The sequence below is a fragment of the Sphaerisporangium corydalis genome (genome assembly GCF_025506355.1).
GTDB lineage: Bacteria > Actinomycetota > Actinomycetes > Streptosporangiales > Streptosporangiaceae > Sphaerisporangium > Sphaerisporangium corydalis.
On record NZ_JANZYP010000011.1, the window covers coordinates 1 to 26,269 of the forward strand.

At 71.2% G+C, this 26,269-nt stretch carries 18 protein-coding genes; 12 read left to right on the top strand and 6 right to left on the bottom strand.

Annotated elements, in window-relative coordinates; all coding sequences use genetic code 11:
* Both NYZ98_RS10485 and NYZ98_RS10490 read right to left on the bottom strand, forming a co-directional pair.
* A partial coding sequence (locus tag NYZ98_RS10485) for a serine/threonine-protein kinase (RefSeq protein WP_262842398.1) occupies nt 1-791 on the bottom strand: 791 nt, incomplete at its 3' end.
* Between the two features lie 119 nt (nt 792-910).
* The gene (locus NYZ98_RS10490) at nt 911-2,470 is read right to left on the bottom strand and encodes a DUF4407 domain-containing protein (protein WP_262842399.1); all 1,560 of its coding nucleotides are present in this window, start codon (nt 2,468-2,470) and stop codon (nt 911-913) included.
* A gap of 243 nt (nt 2,471-2,713) precedes the next feature.
* Here NYZ98_RS10490 and NYZ98_RS10495 point away from each other — a divergent pair, with 243 nt between their 5' ends.
* The 5 genes from NYZ98_RS10495 (at nt 2,714) to NYZ98_RS10515 (ending at nt 10,290) form a co-directional block, all read left to right on the top strand.
* Nucleotides 2,714-4,234, top strand: coding sequence for a hypothetical protein (locus tag NYZ98_RS10495; RefSeq protein ID WP_262842400.1), 1,521 nt, complete (start codon nt 2,714-2,716; stop codon nt 4,232-4,234).
* 36 nt (nt 4,235-4,270) lie between these two features.
* A complete protein-coding gene (locus NYZ98_RS10500; protein ID WP_262842401.1) occupies nt 4,271-5,281 on the top strand; it encodes a hypothetical protein in 1,011 nt (336 codons plus the stop codon).
* Nucleotides 5,278-7,278: a hypothetical protein gene (locus NYZ98_RS10505; RefSeq protein ID WP_262842402.1), complete on the top strand. Its 2,001-nt coding sequence runs from the start codon at nt 5,278-5,280 to the stop codon at nt 7,276-7,278. Before NYZ98_RS10500 ends, NYZ98_RS10505 begins: the two co-directional genes overlap by 4 nt.
* Nucleotides 7,279-7,301: 23 nt before the next feature.
* Nucleotides 7,302-8,921, top strand: coding sequence for a hypothetical protein (locus NYZ98_RS10510; protein ID WP_262842403.1), 1,620 nt, complete (start codon nt 7,302-7,304; stop codon nt 8,919-8,921).
* Nucleotides 8,922-9,129: 208 nt separating this feature from the next.
* The gene (locus NYZ98_RS10515) at nt 9,130-10,290 is read left to right on the top strand and encodes a carboxylate-amine ligase (RefSeq protein ID WP_262842404.1); all 1,161 of its coding nucleotides are present in this window, start codon (nt 9,130-9,132) and stop codon (nt 10,288-10,290) included.
* Nucleotides 10,291-10,350: 60 nt separating this feature from the next.
* Here NYZ98_RS10515 and NYZ98_RS10520 read toward each other — a convergent pair whose 3' ends face one another.
* The 3 genes from NYZ98_RS10520 to NYZ98_RS10530 form a co-directional block, all read right to left on the bottom strand.
* Nucleotides 10,351-11,940 (bottom strand): NAD(P)-binding domain-containing protein, encoded by a 1,590-nt coding sequence (locus NYZ98_RS10520; protein WP_262842405.1) that lies wholly within the window; start codon nt 11,938-11,940, stop codon nt 10,351-10,353.
* Nucleotides 11,940-12,503 carry a hypothetical protein gene (locus NYZ98_RS10525; protein ID WP_262842406.1) on the bottom strand — a complete coding sequence of 188 codons (564 nt, stop codon included), beginning with the start codon at nt 12,501-12,503 and terminating at the stop codon, nt 11,940-11,942. Before NYZ98_RS10525 ends, NYZ98_RS10520 begins: the two co-directional genes overlap by 1 nt.
* 97 nt (nt 12,504-12,600) lie before the next feature.
* A complete protein-coding gene (locus NYZ98_RS10530; RefSeq protein WP_262842407.1) occupies nt 12,601-13,161 on the bottom strand; it encodes a carboxymuconolactone decarboxylase family protein in 561 nt (186 codons plus the stop codon).
* A 272-nt stretch (nt 13,162-13,433) separates the two neighbouring features.
* On the opposite strand from NYZ98_RS10530, the gene NYZ98_RS10535 reads away from it, so the two are divergent.
* On the top strand, nt 13,434-13,829 hold the full coding sequence (locus NYZ98_RS10535; protein ID WP_262842408.1) for a nuclear transport factor 2 family protein: 396 nt from the start codon (nt 13,434-13,436) through the stop codon (nt 13,827-13,829).
* A 108-nt stretch (nt 13,830-13,937) separates the two neighbouring features.
* Here NYZ98_RS10535 and NYZ98_RS10540 read toward each other — a convergent pair whose 3' ends face one another.
* Nucleotides 13,938-14,633 carry a carboxymuconolactone decarboxylase family protein gene (locus NYZ98_RS10540; protein WP_262842409.1) on the bottom strand — a complete coding sequence of 232 codons (696 nt, stop codon included), beginning with the start codon at nt 14,631-14,633 and terminating at the stop codon, nt 13,938-13,940.
* 238 nt (nt 14,634-14,871) lie between these two features.
* Between NYZ98_RS10540 and NYZ98_RS10545 the strand changes: the two genes are divergently transcribed.
* The 6 genes from NYZ98_RS10545 (at nt 14,872) to NYZ98_RS10570 (ending at nt 26,269) form a co-directional block, all read left to right on the top strand.
* The gene (locus NYZ98_RS10545; RefSeq protein ID WP_262842410.1) at nt 14,872-15,084 is read left to right on the top strand and encodes an acyl-CoA carboxylase subunit epsilon; all 213 of its coding nucleotides are present in this window, start codon (nt 14,872-14,874) and stop codon (nt 15,082-15,084) included.
* A 266-nt stretch (nt 15,085-15,350) separates the two neighbouring features.
* A complete protein-coding gene (locus tag NYZ98_RS10550; RefSeq protein WP_262842411.1) occupies nt 15,351-16,346 on the top strand; it encodes a DUF1702 family protein in 996 nt (331 codons plus the stop codon).
* A 224-nt stretch (nt 16,347-16,570) separates the two neighbouring features.
* Nucleotides 16,571-17,530, top strand: a complete 960-nt coding sequence (locus tag NYZ98_RS10555; RefSeq protein ID WP_262842412.1) for a DUF1702 family protein — start codon at nt 16,571-16,573, stop codon at nt 17,528-17,530.
* The gene (locus tag NYZ98_RS10560) at nt 17,527-19,494 is read left to right on the top strand and encodes a CRTAC1 family protein (RefSeq protein WP_262842413.1); all 1,968 of its coding nucleotides are present in this window, start codon (nt 17,527-17,529) and stop codon (nt 19,492-19,494) included. Before NYZ98_RS10555 ends, NYZ98_RS10560 begins: the two co-directional genes overlap by 4 nt.
* Nucleotides 19,495-19,499: 5 nt before the next feature.
* A complete protein-coding gene (locus NYZ98_RS10565; RefSeq protein ID WP_262842414.1) occupies nt 19,500-20,477 on the top strand; it encodes an enediyne biosynthesis protein in 978 nt (325 codons plus the stop codon).
* Nucleotides 20,474-26,269, top strand: a complete 5,796-nt coding sequence (locus NYZ98_RS10570; protein WP_262842415.1) for a type I polyketide synthase — start codon at nt 20,474-20,476, stop codon at nt 26,267-26,269. Before NYZ98_RS10565 ends, NYZ98_RS10570 begins: the two co-directional genes overlap by 4 nt.

Consider the following 26,269-nt stretch of genomic DNA (forward strand, 5'->3'; position numbering starts at 1 on the left):
AGGGGGGTCAGGTCTTGGGGGGTCAGGCGGTGGGAGGGGTCTTTGCGGAGGAGGCCGGTGATCGCGTTGGCCAGTCGGCCGGGGCGGGTGATCGGGGGGAGGAGGGCGTCGGTGACGGCGCGCATCGTCGCGACCGGGGTGCTCCGGCGGAACGGTGAGCGTCCTTCGAGGGCCCAGAAGAGCGTGACCCCGAGGGACCACAGGTCGGAGGGCGGTCCCAGGCGGTGGCCGTTGATCCGTTCCGGCGCCATGAACTCCAGGGTCCCCGGCAGGGTGTTGTGCGCCGTGAGGTCGCTCTGGCCGCCTATCTGGGCGATGCCGAAGTCGACCAGGAACACCTTGCCCGCCTCGCCGATCACGATGTTGGCGGGCTTGACGTCCCGGTGCAGCACGTCGGCCGTGTGCGCGGCCGTGAGCGCGCCGAGCACACGACGGCCGATGCGCGCCAGCTCACCCTCGTCCAGCGGGCCGTCCTCGATCAGGTCGGCGAGCGTACGGCCCTGGACGTAGGCCATGACGATCCAGGGAGGGTCGGCGTCGACGAGCACGTCGTAGATGGGGACGATGCCGGGGTGCGCGATGCGTGCGGCGGCCCGCGCCTCGACGAGCATCCGCCTGCGGCGCACCGACGGGTCCTCGCCGCCGGGGGACAGCACCAGCTCCTTGATGGCGACCCGGCGCCTGAGCAGCTCGTCGTCGGCGAGCCAGACGGTGCCCATGCCTCCCGCGCCGAGAGGGCGCAGGAGCCGGTAGCGCTCCTGGATCACCTGGTTCCTGCTCCCGGACGTCACGGGCGGCTCACTGGCGGTCGTCGGGGTTGGGCTCGGCTGCTTCGGGGGGTGGTGCTGAGCGTCACTGGTGGCTCGCTGGTCGTCGTAGAGGCGGGGGTGGTCGTGGGGCCACCGGTGGGTTACTGGTCGTCGTCGGGGAAGAGTTCTATGCCGCGGGAGCGTTCGGAGCGGGGGCCGCGGGAGTCGGACATGGAGGCGGTGCGGGAGTCGGCCATCTCGCGGCGTAGGGCCTCGTCCTCCATCGAACCGTGGTCGGGGTCGGGATCCAGGTCGGGGCCGAGGTCGGACAGGGTGACCGAGTTGACCCTGGTACGGGAGTCCGGCGAGGACTCGGGGATGGTGTCCGGGCGGCCGGTCTCCTGACCCGGAGCGGAATGCCATTGACCAGGATCCTGAGCGGTATTCCATTGACCTGGATCCGAGGCGCCATGTCGTTGACCCGGATCAGAGGCACCATGCTGTTGGCCCTGTTCGGAGGTGGTGTTCCGTTGGCCGGGGTCTGAGGTGGTCTGGTGTTGGTCTGGGGAGGGGTCTCGGGTCCAGATCGCTCGTATGCTCGCCGATCCGCCGTTGACGCCGTTCGCCGATCGCGCGGTGAAGTTCTTCCTGGCCTCGCGGAACTCCCGCTGGGCGACCAGTGCCTGGACCTTCTCGTAGTTGCCGGGTTTCTGCATCAGCTTGACCGCCACCGGGAGGCACTCGATCAGCAGGAACAGCAGGAACAGCAGGAGCCGGGCCCCGTTGAGGGTGAGGTCCTTGCCGGACACCTCGTTGAGCGCCCGCAGCCTGATCAGCAGCCCGTTGACGGTCGAGTTCTCCGCGTCGAACGAGGCCTGCAGGTCGTTCTGCCGCCGTACCGCCGCGTCGAGCTGCGTACGGACCTTGGGCAGCTCCTCGCGGGCGGAGTCGAGGCGGATCCGCTTGGCGCCGGTGTCGGTCGCGGTGAGTTCCCGTTTGCGTGCCTCGATCTGCCTGTTGAGCCTGTCCACCCGGCTCTTGGCCTTGAAGTAGTCGGTCCTGCTCGCCTGGGACAGGACGCCGTCGCCCTTGCGGGGGCAGGCCGGCCCGCCGTAGAGCTGGCACTGCCACTCGTCGTAGTGCTTCTTCGCCTGGACCTGCTGGGCGTCGCGCTCGGCGGTCAGCGACCTGATCCTCGGGTCCTTGGCCGGGTCCTGCGGCACCTCGCCCCCGGAGGCGATCACCTTCTGCAGGTCGGCGGAGGACGCGCGCAGGCGGGCGACCTCCTTGCCGATCGTGCCCCGCTCCTGCTCCTGGGCGAACGAGTCGGCGCGGGACTGCCGCATCTCGACGATCTGGGCGTCGATCTCGGACTTGAAGATCTGGAGGACCAGCGGGGTGGAGATGACCACGCCCAGGAGCACGGCCATCAGGATGCGGGGGACGGCCAGCCGCCACCGTCGCGGCCCGTCGGTCTGGATGGAGCCGACCAGCCAGCGGTCGAGACTCATGATCGCCAGACCCCAGATGACGCTCGCCGGGACGGCGATGTAGAGGGGGGCGCCGAGGGCGCTGTGCAGGGCGAAGGCCATGGAGACGGTGGCCAGGACGCTGGTGGTGAGCACCGCTCCGCCGATGCCCTCGAACTTGCCGCGTTCGGACGGGCAATGTTCGAGGATCTCGGGACGGGCACCGGATAGGACGATCAGCAACTTTCTCATCTATTTCCTCTCCGGAATCGCGCACCAGGCGGAGCCGCCCACATCCTAAATCACTCTTCCCGCCTTCCATCGATGTGCGCCGCGATTAGGCTATACATGTAACTGGATATGTTCATTGAAGCGGGTTTCGGGGGGTGGATGGGGTGAGGCCGAATGCCGCTTCTGGGACTCCAGCTCGACGGTTGTGGGCGTGATTTAAGAGGGAATGACCGATTTTCACCAGACCCAAGCTGGGGGCCGTAATTGACCGAGTCTGGTGAGGACCTCCTGCGCAGGGCTCTCACCGAGGCGATCGCGGAGCTCGCCGGCTCCCGGCGCCTCGTCGTGGTCGAGGTCGCCGCCGAGGGCGTCACCGCCTTCGACCTTCATCGGGACGAGGCCGGCACGTCGCGCGGCCGGGAGAGACCGATGACCCGATGGGCCGGGCAGACGGCGGAGGGGGGAGGCGACGGCGCGACCCCGTCCCCCTTCGAGGAGGGAAGCGAGGGCGCGACCCCCGCCGAGGGAGGACGCGACGGCGCGACCGCGTTCCCCGCCGAGGAGGCCGCCGTCAGGGCCACGTGGCTGCCGGTGGACGCCCGGGTGGTCCTCGTCCGGTCGGCGCCCGACGGCGGCCCGGTCGGCCGGGCGATGGAAGCGCTGCGGGCCGCCCGCCCGGACGCCCTGGCCCTCAACGGAGGCGGCGTCCCCGTCGCCGTCCTGCTCCGCGAGATCGTCGCCGCCGAGCCGCTGCGCCGGCCGTACGACCTGGTCGTGCTGCGGCGGCACCCGGTCACCGGGCGGCTGCGGCTCGCCTGTCAGCCGCTGTTCGCCATGGAGACCCGGCGCGGCGCGCTTTCCGAGGTCACCGTCCAGTGCGAGCCGAGCGACGAGCGGGGCACGGTGTTCGCCGTGGTGGCCTGGCAGGACCGGCGGCCGGTGCTGGTGTCGGTCCACGCCGTGAAGCTGCCGCCGGGACGCTACGAGGTCACTGCGATGCTGGAGCGCCCGGGCCGGGTCCGTTTCTCCGGCCTGCCCTCTCTCACCCGGGAGGACCGGAGCTGGACCGAACTGGTGTCCTCGGTGCCCGCCCGGCTCGGCCCCCCGTCCGGTCCCGCCCACCTGATCTGCGCCGTGGAGACCACCGGCCCCGAGGTCCAGCTCGGCGAGCGGCTCAGGCGGGTCAGCCAGCTCGTCACGGAACTGGCGGGCGAGCTGTCCGGCCTGCTCCAGGTCTCCCTGGTCACCTACGGCGCCCACTCCTACGACCCGAGGATTCCCGAGCGACCGGTCGACGTCGTGGACTGGGAGGTCTCGCCCGACGACGCCCAGGAGTCCCTGAAGATCCTCGAGGAGTCCCGGGCGGGGCGCGCTACCGGTCACGGGGCCGCCGAGCCCGGGTACCCGTACGCGGCGCAGGTCGAGGACATGCTGGCGGAGGTGGCCGGCAGGCTCGGCCCGCCCGGCGGGCGGCGGCGGACGGTGCTGCTGACGGTGGGGGCCCGGCCGCCGCATCCGCCCCGCAGGCACGCCTCGGAGATCCTGCCCTGCCCGCGCCGCGTCGACTGGGAGCGGCAGGTGCGCGACCTCCAGCGGCACCCGGGCCTGGTGTTCGGCGCGATCTGCGACCAGCCCCCTGAGCGGGCGCACCCCGCCTGGGCCCGCCTGGGCGAGAACGCGTCGGCGCATCTGGACACCCTCGACCCCCAGGGGTTCTGCGCGGACCTCGGAGTGACGGCGCCCGGGGTCCAGCGGGTGCCCTTCCCCCTGATGGCGATGCCATGACGGGCATATCAGCGTGTAGACGGAATGAGGTCCTAGGTGAGCAGTGACCAGGGAAGACGACCGGGTGATCCGCACAGCATCGCGATCTGGGGCGCTCCGGGCAGCGGCAAGACCACGTTCCTCGCCGCGCTGAACATCGCGCTCATCCTCAAGAACGGCCCCTGGAGGATCATCGGTGCCGATCCCGGCTCCCTCGACTTCCTGAAGGAGATGACCGACAAGCTCACCCATCAGCGGCGGTTCCCCGAGGCGACCAGCACCTTGAGCGACTACCGCTGGCTGCTGAGCCGGAGACCCGAGGAGCAGGTCAAGGGGCTTCTCGGCAGGCGTAAGGGGAGCCCGGCCTGGCGGATCGGCGTCAACGTGCTGGACGCGCCCGGCCGCTCGTTCGGCGCCGAGCGCACCGGGCACGGCACCGACAGGGAGGCGCTGATCGACGAGCTGGCGCTCAGCAGGGGCATCGTCTACCTGTTCGACCCGATCCGCGAGCTGACCGACGGCGACGCGTTCTCCCACCTGCACGGGGTGCTGGCCGACCTGGCCGGGCGGATGCTCGCGAAGGACGAGTTCGGCGACGACATGCTGCCCCACTACCTCGCGGTCTGTGTCACCAAGTTCGACGAGATCAAGGTGCTGGAGACGGCGGAGAAGCTGGGACTGCTGGGTTATCCCGAGGACGTCCAGGAGAGCCCGAGGGTCGACGACGAGGACGCCGAGGAGCTGTTCCGTGAGCTGTGCGCCGCCTCGCCCAGCGGCAACGCGCGGCTGGTGCTGCCCACGCTCAACCAGTTCTTCCACCCGGAGCGGATCAAGTTCTTCGTGACGTCGTCGATCGGCTTCTACGTCGATCCCGAGAAGGGCCGGTTCGACCCGGACGACGTCCAGAACCTCACGCCGGAGGCGTCGGCGGACGGCCCGCAGGGGCCGGGCTCGGGGAACCGGATCCGGATTCGCGGGCCGGTGGGCCCGATCAACGTGATGGAGCCGATGATCTGGCTCGGCCAGCGCATGGCGGGCGAGCAGCAGGGCAAGGAGGCCGGCGGTTGAGCGGGCGGACCCGGGTCACCGCCGAGTGGGCGGTGTGGGGGAAGAGGTCCGGCACCCGGGACGACTACGGGATCCTGGACTGCAGCAAGGGCCCGCTGAGCCGCGACGACTTCGCCGAGATCATGACCCGGTACGCGCCGGGGACGCTCGAGCACCTGCCCCAGGTGACCCTGAGCTGGGTCGGCGGCGGCGACACCGCCTACATCGGCATGGCGATCCAGGACTGGTCGGGCAGGCAGGACGGCCTGAGCCGCGACATCGCCGAGACCCGCTACTTCGGCGTCCCCTACGCCCAGGCCGCCGCGTCGCCGGTGTCCTACACGGCGCTCCACCACGCGTTCGACGTGTGCGCCCTGCCCGTCGCGGGGCCGCTGTCGGTCGAGGTGGACGTGCTGGACCCGCATGCCATCGCGGAGACGGTCGACAAGACGGTCATGGGCGCCGCCTCCCTGCTGCTCACCGGCAAGGAGGTCTGCGTCGTCCGTGGCGAGTCGGTGCCGATGCCCGACCGGCTGCGGTTCCTGGACGCGGTGGCCGCGCTCCTGCCGTACGGCCTGCGGACCCGGCTGACCGCCTCGACGTGGACCGACAGCTCGGCCAAGCACCGCATCATGCTGTCGTTCGCCAAGCACGCCAGGGAGGGGGCGCACTCGGTCGTGTGGGGGGCGTACGAGAATGAGCACCCCCTGCGCCACGACGTCGCGACCCGGTACTTCGAGACGCTGCTCGCGGGCTCACCCGAGGACCTCGTCGGCAGGCTTGCCATGATGACCGAGCCGATGTCCTTCCGGACCGCCGGGCACCAGACCCTGGCCCTGCTCGACGACTCCCGGCAGACGCTCGTACACGCCGGGTGGCCCGGCCCGCCGGGCCGCACGGCCGGTGAGGACCTGAACCTCTGCGCCGACTTCATCGGGCACAAGAGGCACCAGGAACTGAAGGACCCCCTGGAGCGCCTCTACCACCTTCTTGTCGCCGCCAGGCTCACCGACGACGAGGTGCGGGGCAACCGGGAGATCATCGAGGGCCGGTCGCTCCTGCGGGCCGGGCCGAGGTCGCTCGGCGGGCTGCGGGACCGCTTCTACGACGTCGTCCTGGCCGCCGGCTACGGGCCCGAACTGACCCTGGAGGGGCTGGGGGACGTCCGGCGGAGCGCCCCCGACCTGCCGAGGCCGCTGGTGCTGGCCATGGCGCGCATGCCCCCGGCGGAGCCCGCCGTCTCCCTGCGGCTGGTGTCCTGCCTCGACGGGGAGGAGCAGGCCCGCGCGCTCGCGGCGCTGCAGACCGCGGACCTGGTCAGGGCCGCCGCGCGGGAGCCGTTCGACGAGGACATCCTGTGGATGGCCTACACCGAGCTCGTCGCGCGCGGCGCCGACGGCGGCACCGAGGACACCGGCATCGCGGCGGCGCTGTACGAGCACGGCTACCTCGCCGACGCCGTCGAGGCGTGCCATCCGCAGGACGGCGACATGCGGTTCACGATGTTCCGCCACCTGCTGACCGCCGCGTACGGGACCGCGCTGGACCGGCAGGCGTACGAGGAGATCGTCGGCTGCCCGGCCGTGCCGCGGTCGGTGTCGCTGACCGTCGCGGCGTCGAGCCTGTACGGGTGGGAGTCCGAGCGGGTGCTGATGGAGGCGTTCGTCCGCCACGCCCAGCTCGACCCGGCGACCCGGAACCAGGTGCGGGAGTGCCTGGCCGCCCCGGCCTCCCGCGAGCGCGCGCCCGCGCTCCATGAGCACCCCCCAGCGTCCCGCGAGCGCGCGCCCGCAACCCGTGAGGTCGTCAAGGAGTCCCTCGGCCCCGGGCCGTCGTTCGCGGAGGGTTCGCTCCAGCAGCGTGACGGCAACGAGTTCGTGGCCATGTTGCGCCAGGAGCCGCGATCCGGTGGCCACGGCTGGCCCGAACCCTGGCGCATCACATTGATCGTGGTACTGGGCGTCGGTTTCGTGTGCGGCCTGATCTATCTGGTCATCATCCTCGTTCTCCAGTCGTAGCCGGTTCGCCCAGTGAGGTTCCGTTGATCGTGCGAATCACCGCCGAGTGGGCGCTTTGGGGGAAACGGCCGGGTACGCGGGACGGGGACGGCGTCCTGTCGTGCAGCCAGGGATGGCTCGGCCCCGTCGACTTCGGCGAGATCATGACCCGGTACGCGCCGGGGACCCCGGCCGAGCTGCCCCAGGTGACGGTGAGCTGGGTCGGCGGCGGGCCGGACGCCCGCCTCGGGCTGGCCGTCCAGGAAGGGTCCGACGGGCGGGACGGGCTGGGCCGCGACATCGTGCTGACCCGCTACTTCTGCGCGCCGTTCGCCCGGCTCGCCGCCGGGCCGGTGTCGTACGGCACCCTCTACGAGAGCATCGCGGGGTGCGTCCTGCCGGTCGAGGGGCCGCTCGTCCTCGATGTGCCGCCGCTGGACCCCGCGGCGCTGGCCGCCGCCGCCGACGAGACCGCCGTGGGCGCGGCGGCGCTGCTGCTCGACGGGAAGCGGGTGTGTGTGGTCGGCGGGGAGAACGTGCCGCTGCGCGACCGGCTGCGGTTCCTGGACGCGGTGGCCGCGCTGCTGCCGTACGGGTTCCGGGCCAGGCTCACCGCCTCGACGTGGACCAGCAGCGCGACGCGGCATCGGATCAAGCTGTCGTTCGCCAGGCACGCCCCGGAAGGGGCGCACGCCGTCCCGTGGGGCCGGCCGGTGACGATCCCCGCGGACCAGGAGACCGGGCACCGGTACCAGCGGGCCCTGACGAGCCTCGGCGGACTCGCGGGGCTGGTGGCCCGGTTCGCGCGCGAGACCGAGCCGAGGCCGATGAACGCCGACGACCGCGCGGCCGTCCTCGCCAGGTTCGGCGGCCAGGACCCGGACCTTGATCGGAGGCCGGACCGGGACCAGGACCTGTACCCGGAGTGGGACCTGGACCTGGACCTGGATCGGGGTCGGCACCGGGACCCGGACCCCGGCGTGGACGTGGACCTGGGCCGGGACGGGGATCTGGGCCGGGACCGGGATCGGGACATTGACCTGGATCTGGAAGACGGGGCGTCGGAGGCGGCGCCGGGCTCGTTGGGCGCGCTCCTTGCGTCACTGCCGGTTCACGAGCTCGCCGGCGCGGTGCTGCGGCAGCCTGACGACCTGTTCGCGCGGGCGGTGTTCTCCGAGCTCACGACGCGGGGCGAGGACCCGGCCGAGCGCGCCGAGATCGGCAGGACGCTGGGGGAGTGCGGGCAGCTCGTGGCCGCGATCCAGCGGCTGCACCCCGGGGACCCCGAGGCCCAGCGCCGCAGGCACCAGGCGCTCCTGACCGCGGCGTACGGCCCCGCGCTCGACCGGCGGGCGCTGGAGGAGGTGTTCTTCTCCCCGTCGCTGACGCCGTCGGCCCCGCTGCTGGCCGCGATGGCCCTGATGTGCGCGCCCGACGTCCGGCGGCTGCTGGTGGAGGCCGTCTTCCTGGACGTCCTCGGCCGCAGCGGCGTCGCCCGCGCGACGGTCGAGCGGATCCACGCCCTGTTCGCCGGGCAGGCGACGGGCACGGCGCAGGACGGTTCGGTGGCCGGCCGCCTCTTCGGCCTGCTCGACCCCGATCGCGGCCAGAACGCGTCGAACGGCCCCGACCGCAACGGGCCCGCCGGCGGCCACCCCTCATAGGGGCCGGTCCTGGCCGGGCGGGCGGTTCGGGCGCAGGCCGTCCCTGGTCGGGCGGGGGGCCGTTCGCCGGTCGGGGAAAGGCTTCTCTCAGAGTGCGCTTTTCCTTAGGGGAGGGGCCTTCTGGGCCTGCGGAGGAGGGAGATGGGTGGGTAACGTTGCGTCGTCAGAGAGCAGGGCCCGTCGACGGGTCGATCTTGGGGGAGTGGGCATGACGGCGACCGTGGACGCACCGCAGCAGGTACCTTTCGACGCGGTCCGCCCGCTGATGGGGGTGGAGGAGGAGTACCTCGTCGTCGACCCGCGGACCCGGGCCGCGGCGCCGATGGCCGCGCCGGTCGTGGAGCGCGCCGCCGCCGAGCTGGGCGACCTGGTCGGCACCGAGATCACCCGCTTCCAGGTGGAGACAAAGACGACGCCCTGCTCCGACGTCGCCGACCTGGCCGACCAGCTCCGGCGGATGCGGTCGCTGGTGGCCGCCGCGGCCGGCGAGGAGGGGCTGGCCGTCGTCGCCTCCGGCACGCCGGTCCTGGGCGACGTGGTCCCGCCGCCGATCACCGACCACCCCCGGTACGGGGTCGGCATCGCCAACTACCGCGCGTTGCACGACGAGCAGAGCATCTGCGCGGGCCACGTCCACGTCCACCTGCCGGATCGGGAGCGGGCGGTCCTGGTGAGCAACCACCTCCGGCCGTGGCTGCCGGTGCTGATCGCCCTGATGGCCAACTCGCCGTACTGGGCGGGCCGCGACACCGGGTACGCGAGCTGGCGCACCCTGAGCTGGGGCAAGTGGCCGGTGGCCGGGCCGCCGCCGTACTTCGAGTCGCTGGCCGAGTTCGACGACGTGGTGGGGGCGCTGACCGAGTCGGGGGCGCTGGTGGACCCCGGCACCATCTTCTGGGACGTGCGGCCGTCGGCGCGGCTGCCCACGCTGGAGGTCCGGGTCACCGACGTGCCCGCGACCGCCGAGGAGTCCGCGCTGCTCGCGGCCCTGGCGCGCGCCCTGGTCGTGGTGTCGCTGCGCGAGGTGGAACGCGGCGACAAGGGCCCGAGGCTGTCGGGAGAACGGCTGCGGGTCGCGTACTGGCGCGCGGCCCGTGACGGGCTGGACGGGCACGGGATCGACCCGGTCTCGGGACGGCTGCGGCCGGCGGGCGAGCTGGTCGACGGGCTGCTGCGGCACCTCGGCCCGGCGCTGGAGGCGACCGGCGACCTCGGCATGGTGACCCGGGGGCTGGAGCGGCTGCGCGCCGAGGGCACCGGAGCGGCCCGCCAGCGGGCCGCCCACGACCGGCGTGGCCGCCTCACCGACGTCGTCGACCACCTTGTGGCCACCCTCGTGGACCGCAGCGGCGCGGAGGTACGTGCCTGACCGGTCCGGCGGCCGTCAGGCCCGGCGGTGGATCACCGGGCGTGACGGATCCGGCCCGGGTCAGGGGAGCGGGGTGTCCGGCGGGCGGTCGTCGGGAGTGGTGGTGAGGCGGGAGGACAGGAACGCGCGCAGCGGGCGCACGTGCCTGACCGGGTCGCGCCACTGCGCCAGCAGGTCCTCCAGCAGGTGCTGCTCGGCGACCTGGTCCCCGTTGCGCCACGCGCGGACGACCGGATGCAGGAACGCGCTCTCGTGCGCCCGCTCCGGCGTCGGGTGCCGCTGGATCGCGAACACGTCGCCGTAGTCCTGGCGCCCCCACCGCAGGGTGACGGTGAAGTACAGGGGATGCCCGGCGAACCGGTCGACCGCGTAGTCCTCGGGCAGGTCGGTGTAGTGCAGCACCTGCCCGGACGCCTCGTCGACCACGTACGCGTCGCACAGGTACTCGAACTGGGTCCACAGCGCCGAGCTGTAATTGACCCGGTCGAGCATGCTGGTGGTGAGCTGGTCGGCGTCGACCGGCAGCACCTCCTCGCGCAGCGGCTCCCCCTCGTAGCGTTCGGCGAGCAGCGCGGCCAGGGTGCGCAGGTTGTACCGGAACCCGTCGATGAACGCCGAGGAGGCCCGTTTGAAGTCCCTGGCCTGCATCAGCGTGCCGGCGAAGTACAGGCCGTCCACGTTGGTCGACTGGAAGTCGGGACGGATCGCCGGGAGCCGCCCGCTGGGCGTCATCTCGGGCGTGCAGGACGCGGCGAACAGGCCGGTGTCCATCGTGAAGCCGGTGCATCGCAGGATCGCGTCGTACTCCAGGAGCGCCTGCTCGCCGTCGGCGAGCGTGTAGGTGATCGTCGCCTTGAACCGGTCGCCGTCCCGCCAGATGCGGTCGACGCGGCATTCCAGTACCCCGTGCAGGGTCTTGAACCAGTAGCTGTCCAGCAGGGCGCCGTACTGGCCGCGCACGTGACCGGGGTGCTTGCTCGTCCAGGCGAACCGGACCGGGCTCGGGCTGGCCAGGTGGATGACGGCGGCGTGGCCGAGCATCGCCTGGGCGGTCTCGAACGCCGAGTTGCCCTTGCCGATGATCAGCACGCGCTTGTCGGTGAAGTCCTCCGCCGCCACCGAGACGTCCTCGTACCCGGTCGCCAGCTCGATCCCGGGGATGTCGGGGACGTACGGGCCGCCCCATCCGGCCGCGATGACCAGGCACTCGGCGCGGAACACCTCGTCGCCGGCGTGCACGACGAAGACCCCGTCCACCTTCTCGACGCGGTCGGCGGCGGTGGAGTAGCGGACGTTGAGCGCGTGCTCGCGCTGGAAGTCGGCCAGGTAGCGCACCAGGTCGTCCGCGCCGGGGAAGTACTCGCGCGAGTAGCGCGGGAACTGCAGGTCCGGCGAGTCGTTGAGCAGGGAGTTCCAGTCCCACCGCAGGTTGATCTCCGGGTCCTTCTCGCCGGTGTGGACCTTGTTCAGCGAGATCAGCCTGCGGTGGCGCGGGTAACGGCGGAAGAACCCACCGGGCGCCGCCTCGCGCTCCAGCGTGAGGTAGTCGGCACCGGCGCGCTGCAGGAAGTAGCTGAGCTGCAGCCCGCCGGGTCCGGCGCCGATGATCAGATAACGGTGGATGTGCCCGTCGTTCCCCGTCGAGGTCATCAGGCCGCGTCAGGGGCGCAGTTGCAGGTCATTTCCCGGCGCTCTTCCGGAGTGGGCCTGCGGTGCAGCCACATGGCCACCACCATCGGCACGAAGACGATCGCGTTGTAGAACAGGTGGAGCTCTACTCTCGGCACGATGAGCTGGACGATGCTGGTGACCGTGGGCCTGCCCAGCAGGTGGTAGCCGGTGAGCGCCTGGAGGAGCAGCAGCAGGTGCTCCAGGTGGTGCCAGACCTGGATGCCCAGCGAGATGTTCCACCAGGTGCGGGCGCGGCCGGTGAACCCCTTACGCAGGATGATCAGGCCGGCGAGCATGAGCAGCGCGTAGCCGTAATGCATCCACTCCGAGGTGACCAGCCAGGGGAACGGCCGCCCGAGCACCCCCCGCGCCTCCGGCAGCGGCCAGCCCAGCGCGTAGATCTGGATGGCCTGGGCGACGTGCTCGGCCCAGTGGGCCACCACGATGAACAGGAAGATGTTCAGCCCGAGCTTGTGGCGGTCGGTGTTGAGCGCGGTGAGCATGCCCGCGCTGGGTGGTAAGGCGCCGGAGTGGCTGGCCATGGTCTTTCCTCCCGGGACGGGTCCGGCGGACCCTCGGCATGGGTGTTTCTTCTCCGTGCTCCTCAGAGCGCGGGGCAGGAGAGAGCGGTGCCGCGGGTCAGGTGCGGCTCTGCGATTGGGCGAGCAGCCCCAGGTAGCCGATCGAGACGATGCGCTCGGCCCGCGCCGCGTAGTCGGCGGGGTCGGTGGGCGCGATCGTCGCGAGGCCGTCGACGTAGCGGTTGAACATGCAGAAGGCCGCCGCGATCAGCACCGTGTCGTGGATCTCCAGGTCGGTCGCGCCCTGCTCGCGGGCGGCGGTGACGTCCTTGTCCCCGACCTTCAGGCCGCCCTGCTGGACGGCGCCGGCGATGGCGAGGAGCGCCCGCAGCTTGCCGGAGATGGGTGCCGCGTCCAGGTCGGCGCGCACCTGCTCGACCAGTTCCATGCCCTCGGGCAGTTGCGCCGCCGCGTACGCCGCGTGGGAGTTGTAGCAGTAGCGGCACTCGTTCAGGGCCGACACGTACGCCGCGATCAGCTCGCGCTCGCCGGGGGTCAGGGTGCTCTCCTGGCGGAGCAGCACCTCGACCAGCTCGTTCAGCGGGCGGGCCGTCTCCGGACGGAACCGGAACAGACCACGGATCCCGGGCTCGTCCGAATTGAGGCTGATATGGGGCACGGCCGCTCCCTTGCCGGCGAGGAGGACATGCCTCTCACGCAGTTATGGCGAACAGATCCATCCGACAATCGCTCATGTTCGCCAAGCCACCACCTTGCTGTCAACGACGGGTTTCCATAACCGTCCCACCTGGCGTTCCAGCCTTTTCCCGCGTCGTTACGCGTACGTGACCATACGGTAAGTCTCTCCTCACTCCCTTGTTTGCTCCCCAGGCGCGGCGTAGCGTCACCGTCGCCCCCCAAAAGATCCGCACCATCTCTAGGAGGCCGTTCATGTCCGAACATCCCAACGTCAATCCAGCTCGTGAGAGTTACGACGCGATCGCGAAGGGCGACCTGGACCACATTCGAGATAACCTGCTCGCCGATGACGTGGTCTTCCACGTTCCGGGGCGCGGTTCCCTTGCGGGCGTCCACACCGGCAAGGCGGACGTCTTGAGCTACCTGGCCAAACTATCCGACCAGACCGGAAGCTCATTAAGGTACGAGCCGGATGTGTATCTCGCCGACGACGAGCATGTCGCGGTGATGCTGCGCATCCGCGGGAACCACGACGGCAAGATATTGGACGAACGCGGTGTTCACGTGTTCACCATCGCCGGCGGGAAAATCACCGGCCGCTGGAGCTTCCCGCAGGATTCCTACGTCATCGACGAATTCTTCTCGTGACCGTCCGCGTTCACCCGGTGAACGCGTCCGGCCCAAGGTAGTCCCGATGACCGCGCCCGTGGGCCTCCGAGGCCGGCGGGCCGGCACCGTGCGCCCTCTCCAGGGTGCTCACGGCGAGTCGGTCATGACCGCGAGGTAGCCCCCGGTCTGCTTGGCCCGTGCGACGTAGACGGAGGGGTCGTCGGGGGCGAAGGTCGAAAGCCCGTCGACGTAGCGGTTGTACATGCAGAACGCCGCCGCGATCAGCACGCTGTCGTGGATCTCGTTGTCCGTAGCGCCCGCCGCCCTGGCGTCGGCGATGTGTGCCTTGGAGACGGTCTTGCCGCCCTGCTGCACCGCGCCGGCGATGGCCAGAAGCGCCCGCATCTTGTCGGAGACCGGCGCCGTCGAAAGGTCGGCGCACACCTGCTCCACGATCGTCATCCCCTCCGGGGCACGGACGGCCGCGAACGTCGCGTGGGTGAAGAAACAGAACCGGCACTGGTTCAGCGCCGAGACATAGGCCGCGATCAGCTCGCGTTCACCGCGGGTCAGCGAACTGTCGCGGCAGAGCAGGACCTCCGACAGGGCCTTCAACGGGAGGGCCGTTTCCGGGCTGTAGCTGAACAGGCCGCGGATTCCCGGCTCGTCGGAGTTCAGTTCGATGTGCGGCGTGGCCGGGCTCTGCGCGCCCAGTGCCACCAGCGGGGGCCGCTGCGGCCATTCAAGCCCGCACGACAGGCCGGTGGACTCGGCCAGTTCCTCCAGGTCCCTCAGCTCGACGGTGACACTCGACCGGACCGGGAAAGCCACTGCGTTCGACATTCTCTACCCTCGATTCTCGGCTTTTCAATCGTTCTCGCACCACCAACTCTGCGGCTCCGAGCTGCCGCGATACAGAGAGATGGGAGTCAGCAAGCTGCCTGCGGCGGTCCGCTTCCTGCCATTGACACGCCTTGACAGGCCGGCCGCCCGGCGGCGAGGTGCGCATTCGAGAAGTTGCCCCGCCTCGCCTGACCGGGTGACCCTCGAAAGGAGCGCGATCGCGACCTGGAGGTGCCTTGTGGCGCAGGACTTGTATCTGAAGGTGGTCCGCGGCAACCCCACTCCCGAGGAGCTGGCGGCGCTCATCATGGTCCTGACCGCGCGGGCCACCGCCCGCTCGGAGGAGGCGTGCGCGGCCTCCGCGTGGATCGACGGGGCCCGCTCCTCGCGCCCGCCGGCCGCGCCGAGCGCGAGCCCCGACGCGTGGCGCGTCAGCGGCTGGGCCCGCTAGCCGCCCCGGCCACCCCCGCACCGGTACGAGGCCCGGCGGACGAGAGGCCCGTCCGGTCGCGAAACGGATCCCCTCAGGAAACCGAATCGAAGCCCCTGCGCGCGTAGGGGCTTCTGTCATGCCGGGCCTGTCCCGCTTTACCTGCAGATCATTACATAGCACCGCAATACGGGAGATGTGCCTCGGGATCCGGTATATGACCATGAAATGGTCAGACTGGTGTTGAGTGACCGTCATCGGCTGACGGTGGAATTACGAGGAGCATTATGCCAACCCTGATCGGCTCAGTGCGCAGGCTCATGTTGACACCCTCGCTCGCCGAGGTGACTTTCGCCGTCCGGGGATTTCCGGTCACTCCCACGGACGCCACCCGCAGGCTGGAGGCCATTCCCCAGGCGGTGATCACCGGATTCGAATGGGGAATCGACGCGCGCGACCAGTGGGAGGTCGAGCGCCGGCTGAGCATGGTCGACCAGGAGCTGCGCGGCTTCGCCTACGAGGGCGCGACGATGGCGTTCACGATCGTCGACGCCATGGGCGGCCAGCGTGGCACCCGCACCCGTGACCTCCTCCTCGGTCCTGGGCAGCCGCACATCTTCCTCACCTACATCGGCATCGGCTTCGCGATGGCCCGGCTCCCCCGGCCGCTGTGGAAGAAGATCATGCCCGACCTGAGCGGCTCGGCGTACTACCCGACGATGAGCTGGCTGGCGGTCGACGGCTTCGGCTTCGACCGCGCCTACTTCGACACCCGCCGCTGGGTCGACGAGCAGCGCGTGCCGGCCCCCTACGCCTGGGAGGGGTCGCCCGACTACTTCCTGCGGGCCGTCGACCAGGGCATCGGCCGGGCGCTGTGGTTCATGCACGGTGGCCAGGTCGCCGACATCGCCGCCCGCGTCGGCGGGTTCGCCACCCACCGGCAGCCGGACCTGTGGAGCGGCGTCGGGCTGGCCGCGACGTTCGCCGGCGGCAGCGGGCCCGAGGGCCTGGCCGCGCTGCGGCGCGCGTCCGGTGAGCACCACGCCCAGCTCGCGCAGGGGTCGGTCTTCGCGGCCAAGGCGCGGACCTTCGCGGGGTTCGTGCCGGAGCACACCGAGGTCGCCACCGCCGCGCTCACCGACCTGTCGATCGACGGCGCCGTCGCGCTCGCCGACGCCACCGCGGTGGAGACCCCCGGGTCCGACGGCACCCCGGCGTACGAGCTGTGGCGGGCCGGAGTCCGCGCGCACTTCGCCTCCTCCGGGGACCGGATCCTCGCCTGACGGCACCGCCCCCGCGGTGACCGGATATCTCGCATAATGCGGGATCGAATTCAGCTGGACGGTTCTATCCGGCGTGCGGAAAAAGCGGTGTCCAACCGTTCAGTGAGCACGTTTGAAGTGGACCCTGAGTCAATCGATATGGCTACCTTTAGGTAAAGATTACCCCACGGAGAAGGGGAAACCCCGGGGGGAGGGAGAGGCACTTGACCAGCATTCTGAGGTCGTTGAGGAGTCGATTAATCACGCCCAACGTCTCGGAGACGAAGCTCTCGACGCGTGGTTTCCACGAGAAGAGTCCTGAGGCCCGAGACCTCTTGGAAAAGGTCGGCGAGATGTTCCTCACCGGCTACGCCTACGCGGCGGAGGCGCGCACACCCGCCGAGGCCGAGGAGCGTCTGGAGCAGATCCCGCCGAGGTTCCGCGGGTTCGCCTACGAGGGCGCGGGCATGGGCTTCGCCGTCCTCGACGCGACCCCGCTGTCACGCGGGCCCAAGGTCCAGCGCTTCCTCGAGGGCAAGGGCGGCGACCAGATCTACCTGATCTACGTCGGCGTCGGCTGGGCGATGGCCCGGCTGCCGAAGTTCCTGTGGCCGAAACTCCACCTGCCCGACCCGCTGCTGCGCTACCTGGCGCTCGACGGGTACGGCTTCCACCAGGCCTACTTCAGCACCGACAAGTACGTCCGAGGGCAGTACCAGGACCCGCACTTCCCCTGGCCGGCCGACGCCCCGGCCGGCTACGCGAACCGGGTCATCGACCAGGGCATCGGGCGGGCCATGTGGTTCGTCGGAGGCACCGACGTCGAAGTCGTCACCAAGATGATCCGTGAGTTCCCCGAGTCCCGCCGCGGCGACCTGTACGCGGGCGCCGGGCTGGCCGCCACCTACGCGTGCGGCGCCGAAGAGGACGAGCTACGGGCGTTCAGGGACCTGGCGGGCGAGTACCGCCCCCAGCTCGCCCAGGGTTCGGCCTTCGCGGCCGAGGCCCGGGTGAAGCCGGGGCTGGTGGTGCCGGCCACGGAGATCGCGACACAGGTGTTCTGCGGCGTGACGCCGGAGCAGGCGGCGCGGGTCAGTAACGATTCCCGCCCTGACCAGCCGAACCAGGGTGATGTGCCGGGCTATGAAGTGTGGCGGCAGCGCATCGCCAACCAATTTGTCTCTCTTGGAGGTGTTAGCCCGTGACTGCGACCCTTGGCTGGCTGCGCAGGCAGCTACCGGGAATCGTCGCCCTCGTGCTGGTCACGAGCGTCTTCTTGATCGCCCGTCTGCCTTCCTACTCCGCCGCCGAGACGGAGAACATCGCGAGCAAGTTCGCGTTCAAGCCGCTCTCCATCTCCCTCCCCAGCGGCTTCAACCAGCAGACGATCCGCAAGGTGAACAAGGACTACGAGCACATCGACGCCTGGATCTCCTCGGTCGGCGCGGCCATCGCGATGAACGACCTCGACGGTGACGGGCTCTCCAACGACCTGTGCCTGGTGGACACGCGTATCGACCAGGCCGTCGTGACGCCGACCCCCGGAGCGCGCGCGGACCGTTACGCCCCGTTCGCCCTGAACCCCGGCACGCTGCCGATGAACGACCACATGGCGCCGATGGGCTGCGTCCCCGGTGACTACAACGAGGACGGCCGCATCGACCTTCTGGTCTACATGTGGGGCCGCACGCCGATCCTGTACCTGGCCAAGCCGAGCGCGACCAAGCTGAGCGCCTACGCCTACGAGCCGACCGAGCTGGTGCCCGGCGCGAACTCGACCAACGGCAAGTACACCGGCCCGCAGTGGAACACCAACGCCGCCACCATCGCCGACTTCGACGGCGACGGCCACGACGACATCTTCATCGGCAACTACTTCGCCGACGGCCCGGTGCTGGACTCCACGGTCAGCGGCGGCGTCCACATGAACCACTCGATGTCGCAGGGCTTCAACGGCGGCGAGGACTACTTCTTCCGCTGGACCGGGGCCACCACCGGCGACCAGTCCAAGGTCACCTACCAGTGCCTGGACAACGTGCTGCCCAAGGACTCCTCGAAGGGCTGGGAGCTCGGCGCGGCCTCCAACGACCTGGACGGCGACCAGCTCCCCGAGCTGTACCTGGCCAACGACTTCGGCCCCGACCGGATGTTCTACAACCGCTCCACGCCGGGTCACATCAAGCTGTCGCCCGTCGAGGGCGTGCGCACCCCGCTGGTCCCCAAGTCCAAGGTGGTCGGTCACGACTCCTTCAAGGGCATGGGCCTGGACTTCGGTGACCTGAACCACGACGGCATCTACGACATGTTCGTCAGCAACATCACCACCTCGTGGGGCATCGAGGAGAGCAACTTCCAGTACATGTCCACCGCCAAGAACCAGGCCGACCTGCGCGCCAAGCTGCGCGACGGCCAGGCGCCGTGGGTGGACAAGAGCGGCCCGTCCGGCACCGCGTGGTCCGGCTGGGGCTGGGACGTCAAGATGGAGGACTTCAACAACGCCGGCGAGCTGTCGATCGCCCAGGCCACCGGCTTCGTGAAGGGCCAGATCGACCGCTGGCCCCAGCTCCAGGAGCTGGCCACCGCCAACGACCAGTTGCTGCAGAACCCCTTCTGGTGGCCGAACGCGCAGGCCGGCGACGACATCGGCGGCAACCAGACGCTGCACTTCTTCGCCAAGGGCCCGACGGGCCGCTACGTGGACCTGGCGCCGAAGCTCGGCCTGGCCATCCCGATCCCCACGCGCGGCATCGCCAGCGGCGACTCCGACGGTGACGGCCTGGTGGACTTCGCCGTGGCCCGCCAGTGGGGCGAGCCGGTCTTCTACCAGAACCAGAGCCCGGCAGCGGGCGCCTTCCTCGGGCTGAAGCTGACCCGCGACGCCACCCCCGTCGCCGGGACGCTCCCGGCCGCCGGCTCGCCGGTCACGGGTGCGCAGATCACGGTGAAGCTGCCCGACGGCCGGTGCTTCATCGCCCGCGTCGACGGCAGCAGCGGCCACTCCGGCCGGCGGACCACCGACGTCCACATCGGGCTCGGCCAGAACGTCACCGGGCCGGTCCAGACGCACATCCAGTGGCGCGACCGCACCGGACAGGTGCATGACCAAGATCTTTCGCTGACCACGGGCTGGCACTCGCTCGTGCTCGGCCAGCAGGCCAAGGAGAAGTGATCGACATGGCTGAAGCCAAGGCCGGCGCGTCGCCGCGCCACGATCCAAAGGTGATCATCGCTCTACGCAACTTCGCGATGTCGATCACGGTCTTCAACATCCTCGGTTACACGGTGCTCGGCTTCGAGCAGCCGTGGGTGTGGCCCTTCCTCGCCCTGGCGACCGGCTACTCCACCGAGATCGCGCTGGAGTGGATCGGCGCCCGCGTGGAGGGCCGCGACCCGCGCTACAAGGGCAACGGGTTCAAGGGCCTGATGCAGTTCCTGTACCCGGCGCACATCACCAGCCTCGCGATGAACATGCTGATCTACGTCAACGACCAGGTCCTGGTCCTGATCTTCGGTGTGGTCGTCGCGGTCGGCGCCAAGTGGGTGCTGCGGGCCCCGGTCAAGGGCCGGATGCGCCACTACATGAACCCGTCGAACTTCGGCATCGCGGTCATCCTGCTGGTCCTGCCCTGGGCCAGCATCGCGCCTCCGTACCACTTCACGGAGTACACCGACACCTGGTTCGACTGGATCATCCCCTGCATCATCATCATCGGCGGCACGATGCTGAACGGGAAGCTCACCGGACGAATGCCGCTGATCATGGGCTGGGTGGGCTTCTTCATCGTCCAGGCCATCGTGCGCGGCATCTTCTTCGGCACCTCGATCCCCGCCGCGCTCGGCATGATGACCGGCGTCGCCTTCGTGCTGTTCAGCAACTACATGGTGACCGACCCGGGCACCAGCCCGTCCAGACCGGCGGCCCAAGTGGCCTTCGGTGGTGGCGTCGCCCTGTTCTACGGGCTGCTGACCGCCGTGCACATCTCCTACGCCCTGTTCTTCGCCACGGCCGGCGTCTGCGCCATCCGCGGCGGGTTCTTCTGGGCCCTGCACTTCGTCAACAAGGCCCGCGAACAGCGTGAGGCCGAGGCGCGCCGTCCGGCCGTACCGGTCGAGACCGTCCCCGCCGTCGGGAAAGAGGCCGCGACCGTATGAGCAGCAGGATCGCGATCGTCGGGATGTCGTGCCGCTACCCCGACGCCTCATCGCCCAGAGAACTCTGGGAGAACGCACTGGCCGGCCGGCGGGCCTTCCGCAGGCTGCCCGACGTGCGCATGCGGCTGGAGGACTACTGGGACGCCGACCCGGCCCATCCGGACACCTTCTACGCGCGGACCGCGGCCGTCATCGAGGGCTACGAGTTCGACCGCGTCGGCTTCAAGATCGGCGGCAGCACGTACCGCTCGACCGACCTCACCCACTGGCTCGCGCTCGACATGGCGTCGCTGGCCCTGGCCGACGCCGGCTTCCCCGGCGCCGAGGGACTGCCCCGTGAACGCACCGGCGTGATCGTGGGCAACACCCTCACCGGCGAGTTCACCCGCGCCAACGTCATGCGGCTGCGCTGGCCGTACGTGAAGCGCACCGTCGCCGCCGTGCTGCAGGACCAGGGCTGGGACGACGACAGGCTGGCCACATTCCTCGAGGACTTCGAGGCCACCTACAAGAGCCCGTTCCCCGCCATCGACGAGGACACCCTGGCGGGCGGGCTGTCCAACACCATCGCCGGCCGGATCTGCAACTACTTCGACCTCAACGGCGGCGGCTACACCGTCGACGGCGCCTGCTCCTCCTCGCTGCTGTCGGTCACGACGGCCTGCAAGGCGATCCTGGACGGCGACATCGACGTGGCGATCGCCGGAGGCGTCGACCTGTCGATCGACCCGTTCGAGATCGTGGGCTTCGCCAAGACCGGCGCCCTGGCCAAGAACGAGATGCGGCTGTACGACCGGCACTCCAACGGCTTCTGGCCCGGCGAGGGCTGCGGCATGATCGTGCTGATGCGCGAGGAGGAGGCCATCAAGGCCCGCCACCGCATCTACGCCACCATCGCCGGCTGGGGCATCTCCTCCGACGGCAAGGGCGGCATCACCCGGCCCGAGGTCAGCGGCTACAAGCTGGCGCTGCGCCGGGCCTACGAGCGGGCCGGCTTCGGCATCGAGACCGTGGAGCTGTTCGAGGGCCACGGCACCGGCACCGCCGTCGGGGACGCCACCGAGCTCACCGCGCTGTCGGAGGCCAGGTCCGAGGCCGACCCCGAGGCCACGCGCGCCGCGGTCACCTCCATCAAGGGGATGATCGGGCACGCCAAGGCCGCGGCCGGCGTCGCCGGGCTGATCAAGGCCGCGATGGCGGTGCACGAGCAGGTGCTCCCGCCGGCCATCGGCTGCGTCGACCCGCACGACATCCTCACCTCGGACGCGGCGACGCTGCGCGTCCTGCGCAAGGCCGAGCCCTGGCCCGCCGGCACGCCCGTGCGGGCCGGCATCACCGCCATGGGCTTCGGCGGCATCAACACCCACGTCGTGCTGGACAAGACCGCGCCACGCAAGCGCGCGCCGTTCTCGACGCGCACCAAGGCGCTGGCCGCCTCCCTGCAGGACGTGGAACTGCTGCTCGCCGACGCCGCCTCACCGCAGGCGCTGCGCGAGCGGGTCGCCGAACTGGCCTCCTTCGTGGAGAAGGTGTCCTACGGCCAGCTCTCCGACCTCGCCGCCACCCTGCAGCGCGACCTGCGCGAGCAGCCGTACCGCGCCGCCGTCGTGGTGTCCTCGCCCGAGGACGCCCAGCGGCAGCTCCAGCGGGTGCTGACCGCGCTCGACGCGGGCGAGACCAGCCTGTTCGCCCCGGACGGCCGGGCCTTCTTCGGCCAGGCCGACGGTCCGGGCCGGGTCGGCTTCCTGTTCCCCGGGCAGGGGTCGGGCCGGGGCACCAGCGGCGGCGCGCTGCGCCGGCGCTTCGCCGAGGTCGAGGAGATCTACCTCCAGGCGGACCTGCCCACCAGCGGCGACATGGTGGCGACCGCCGTCGCCCAGCCGCGTATCGTGACCGGTTCGATGGCGGGCCTGCGGGCCCTGGCCACGATCGGCGTCGAGGCGGACGTCGCGGTCGGCCACAGCCTGGGCGAGATCTCGGCCCTGCACTGGGCCGGGGCGATGGACGAGGAGACCCTGCTGCGGGTCGCCGCCGGCCGGGGCAAGGCCATGACCGAGCACAGCGCCTCGGGCACCATGGCCAGCGTCCGGGCCACCCCCGACACCGTCACCGAGCTGACGGGCGAGCTGCCCGTCGTCATCGCCGGGTACAACGGCCCCGACCAGACGGTCATCGCCGGCCCGGTCGACGCGATCGAGGAGTTCGGCCGCAAGGCCACCGGCGCGGGCCTGAAGTGGACCAAGCTGCCGGTGTCCCACGCCTTCCACTCCCCGCTGGTCGCGCCGGCCGCCGACGAGTTCGGCGTCCGGCTCGCCGAGGAGGAGTTCGGCCCGGTCAGCGGGCAGATCGTCTCCACGGTGACCGGGGTGGTGCTGTCCCCGGACACCGACATCCCCGAGCTGCTGCGCAAGCAGATCACCGACCCCGTCCTGTTCACCCAGGCGGTGGAGGTCGCGGCCAAGGACATGGACCTGCTGGTCGAGGTCGGTCCCGGCCGGGTGCTCAGCGGGCTGGCGGCGTCGGTCACCGACGTCCCGGCCGTCGCGCTGGACACCGACGACGAGTCGCTGACCGGGCTGCTGCGGGTGGCCGGCGCGGCCTACGTCGCCGGCGTGCCGATCGTGCACGAGGAGCTGTTCCACGGCCGGCTGCTCCGGCCGCTGGAGGTCGGCACCGAGTTCACCTACTTCCAGAGCCCCGTGGAGAAGGCGCCGCAGGTCAGCATCCGCGCCGCCGCCCCCCGGGCGGCGTCGGTGAAGGCGGCCCCCGCGGTCGCCGGCGACACCCGGCAGGAGGGGGACCCGGCCGAGTCGAGCATCGACCTGCTGCGCCGCCTCGCCGCCGAGCGCGCCGAGCTGCCGCTGGAGATGGTCAGCGAGGACAGCAGACCGCTGGACGAGCTGCACCTGAGCTCGGTCACCGTCATGCACATCATCGACCAGGCCACGCAGCGGCTGGGGGTCCCCGCCTCGCAGGCGCCGACCAACCTCGCCACCGCGAGCCTGCGCGAGCTGTCGGAGGCGCTGGACGCGCTGGCCCAGAACGCCGGGTCCGCCGACTCCGCCCCCGCGACGCTGGTGGCCGGTGCCGCGCCCTGGGCGCGCCCGTTCGCCGTCGACCTGGACGAGCTGCGCCTCCCGGCGCGGACCTCGCCCCAGGAGAACGGCCAGTGGCAGCTCTTCGCGGCCGGGGACTCCCCGCTCGCCGGGCCGCTGCGCCAGGCGCTCGAAGGCGGCAAGGTCGGCTCCGGCGTCCTGGTGGTCCTGCCGCAGAACTGCGCGGAGGAGCACCTGGAGCAGGCGCTGCTGGGCGCCAAGGCGGCCGTCGCCGGCGTGGCCGGCACCCGGTTCGTCGTGGTCCAGCACGACCGCGGCGCGGCCGGCCTGGCCAAGACGCTCCAGCTCGAGGCGCCCCACCTGCGCACCACCATCGTCCACGTCCCGGCGACGCCGGAGGCCGTCGGGCTGGTGGTGGCCGAGGTGGCCTCGACCACGCGGTTCGCCGAGGCGTTCTACGACGCCGAGGGCGTGCGGCGGGTGCCGACGATGCGCGCGCTGCCGGTGCGGTCCGCCCGCACCGACCTGCCGCTCGGCGGGGACGACGTCCTGCTGGTCACCGGTGGCGGCAAGGGCATCACCGCCGAGTGCGCGCTGGCGGTCGCCACCGACACCGGCACCAAACTGGCGGTGCTCGGGCGCTCCGACCCGGCCGCCGACCAGGAGCTGGCCGACAACCTGGCCAGGATGGCGGGCTCGGGGGTGACGGTCCGGTACGCGCGGGCCGACGTCACCGACGCCGCCGCGGTACGGGCGGGCATCACCGAGCTGGAGGCGGCCCTCGGGCCGGTCACCGCGGTGCTGCACGGAGCCGGGCGCAACGAGCCCGGCGCGCTCACCTCGCTCGACACCGCCGCGTTCCGCCGCACCTTCGCCCCCAAGATCGACGGTCTGCAGAACGTTCTGGACTCCGTCGACCACGGCGGGCTGCGCCTGCTGGTCACGTTCGGCAGCATCATCGGCCGGGCCGGTCTGCAGGGCGAGGCGCACTACTCCACGGCCAACGACTGGATGGCCGAGCTGACCCGCGAGTTCGGCGAGCGGAACCCGGGCTGCCGGGCCATCTGCATGGAGTGGTCGGTCTGGTCGGACGTCGGCATGGGCGAGCGGCTCTCGGTCGTCGAGGGCCTCGCGCGCAAGGGCATCTCGCCGATCTCCCCCGAGCAGGGGGTGCAGATCATGCGGCGCCTGGTCGCCGACCCCGACGTCCCGCCGATCGTGGTGATCAGCGGGCGCACCGAGGGCATCGACACCGTCCGCTACGACCTGCCGGAGCTGCCGCTGCTGCGGTTCGTCGACAAGCCGCTGATCCGCTACCACGGTGTCGAGCTCGTCACCGAGGCCGAGATGAACGCCGGCACCGACCTCTACCTCGCCGACCACCTCCTGGACGGCAACCTGCTGTTCCCCGCGGTGTTCGGCATGGAGGCCATGACGCAGGTCGCCTCCGCGGCCACCGGGCGGACCATCGTCCCGGTGATCGAGCGGGCCGAGTTCCTGCGGCCGATCATCGTGCCGCCGGAGGGCAGCACCACGATCCGGATCGCCGCGACGGTGACCGACGACGACACCGTCGAGGTCGCGATCCGCAGCGTGGAGACCGGGTACGAGGTGGACCACTTCCGGGCCGCGCTGCGGTATACCGGCGAGGGCGCGCCCGAGGGCCCGCCCGGGCAGATCGGCGAGGGACTGCCGGTCGTGCCGCTGGACCCGGCGACCGAACTGTACGGCGACGTGCTGTTCCAGGGCGAGCGGTTCCACCGCCTGCAGCGTTACCACCGGGCGGCCGCGCGGCACGTCGACGCCGACGTGGCGGCGCGGGACGCGCGGGACTGGTTCGCCGGCTTCCTGTCGGGCGAGCTGCTGCTCGGCGACCCGGGCATGCGCGACGCGCTCATGCACGGCAACCAGGTCTGCGTGCCGGACGCCACCCTGCTGCCGGTCGGCATCGACCGGATCCACCCCGGCGGCGCCGCGCTGGCCGAGGCGGGGGAGCTGCGCTACTGCGCCACCGAGCGGGAGCGCGACGGCGACACCTACATCTACGACATCGCCGTCCGCACGCCGGCCGGTGACGTCGTGGAGCGGTGGGAGGGCCTGCGGCTGCAGGCCGTCCGCAAGAAGGACGGCCGCGGCCCCTGGGTCACCCCCCTGCTCGGCTCCTACCTGGAGCGGACGCTGGAGGACCTGGTCGGCATACGGGTCGCGGTCGCCGTGGAGCCCTACGACCAGGACGCGGCCGAAAGCGACGCCGACCGGCAGGCCCGCGCGGCCGTCGCCGCGGGGCGCGCGCTCGGCCGTCAGGTCGAGGTCCGGCACCTGCCGGACGGGCGGCTGGAGATCGACGGCGACCTGGCGGTCTCCGCGTCCCACGACTCCGGTGTGACGCTCTGCGTCGCCACCGAGGGCACCGTGGGCTCGGGGGTCGCGCGGGTGACCGAGCGGACCGCGGCGGAGTGGCGCGAGCTGCTCGGCGCGCGGGCCCCGCTCGCCGAGCAGGTCTCCGCCGAGACCGGCGAGGGGATCAGCACCGCGGCGACGCGGGTGCTGGCCGCCGTGGACGGCCTGCTGACCGCCGGCCTCGCGCCGGACGCCCCGCTCACCCTCACCCCGGCGGGCCGGGGCGCGTGGGCGGTCTTCGCCTCGGACAGCGTGCGCATCTCGACGCTGGCCACGGCGCTCAGGGACGACTCGTCCCCTGTCGTGTTCGCAGTCCTTACGGAAGGGCGGTCGTAG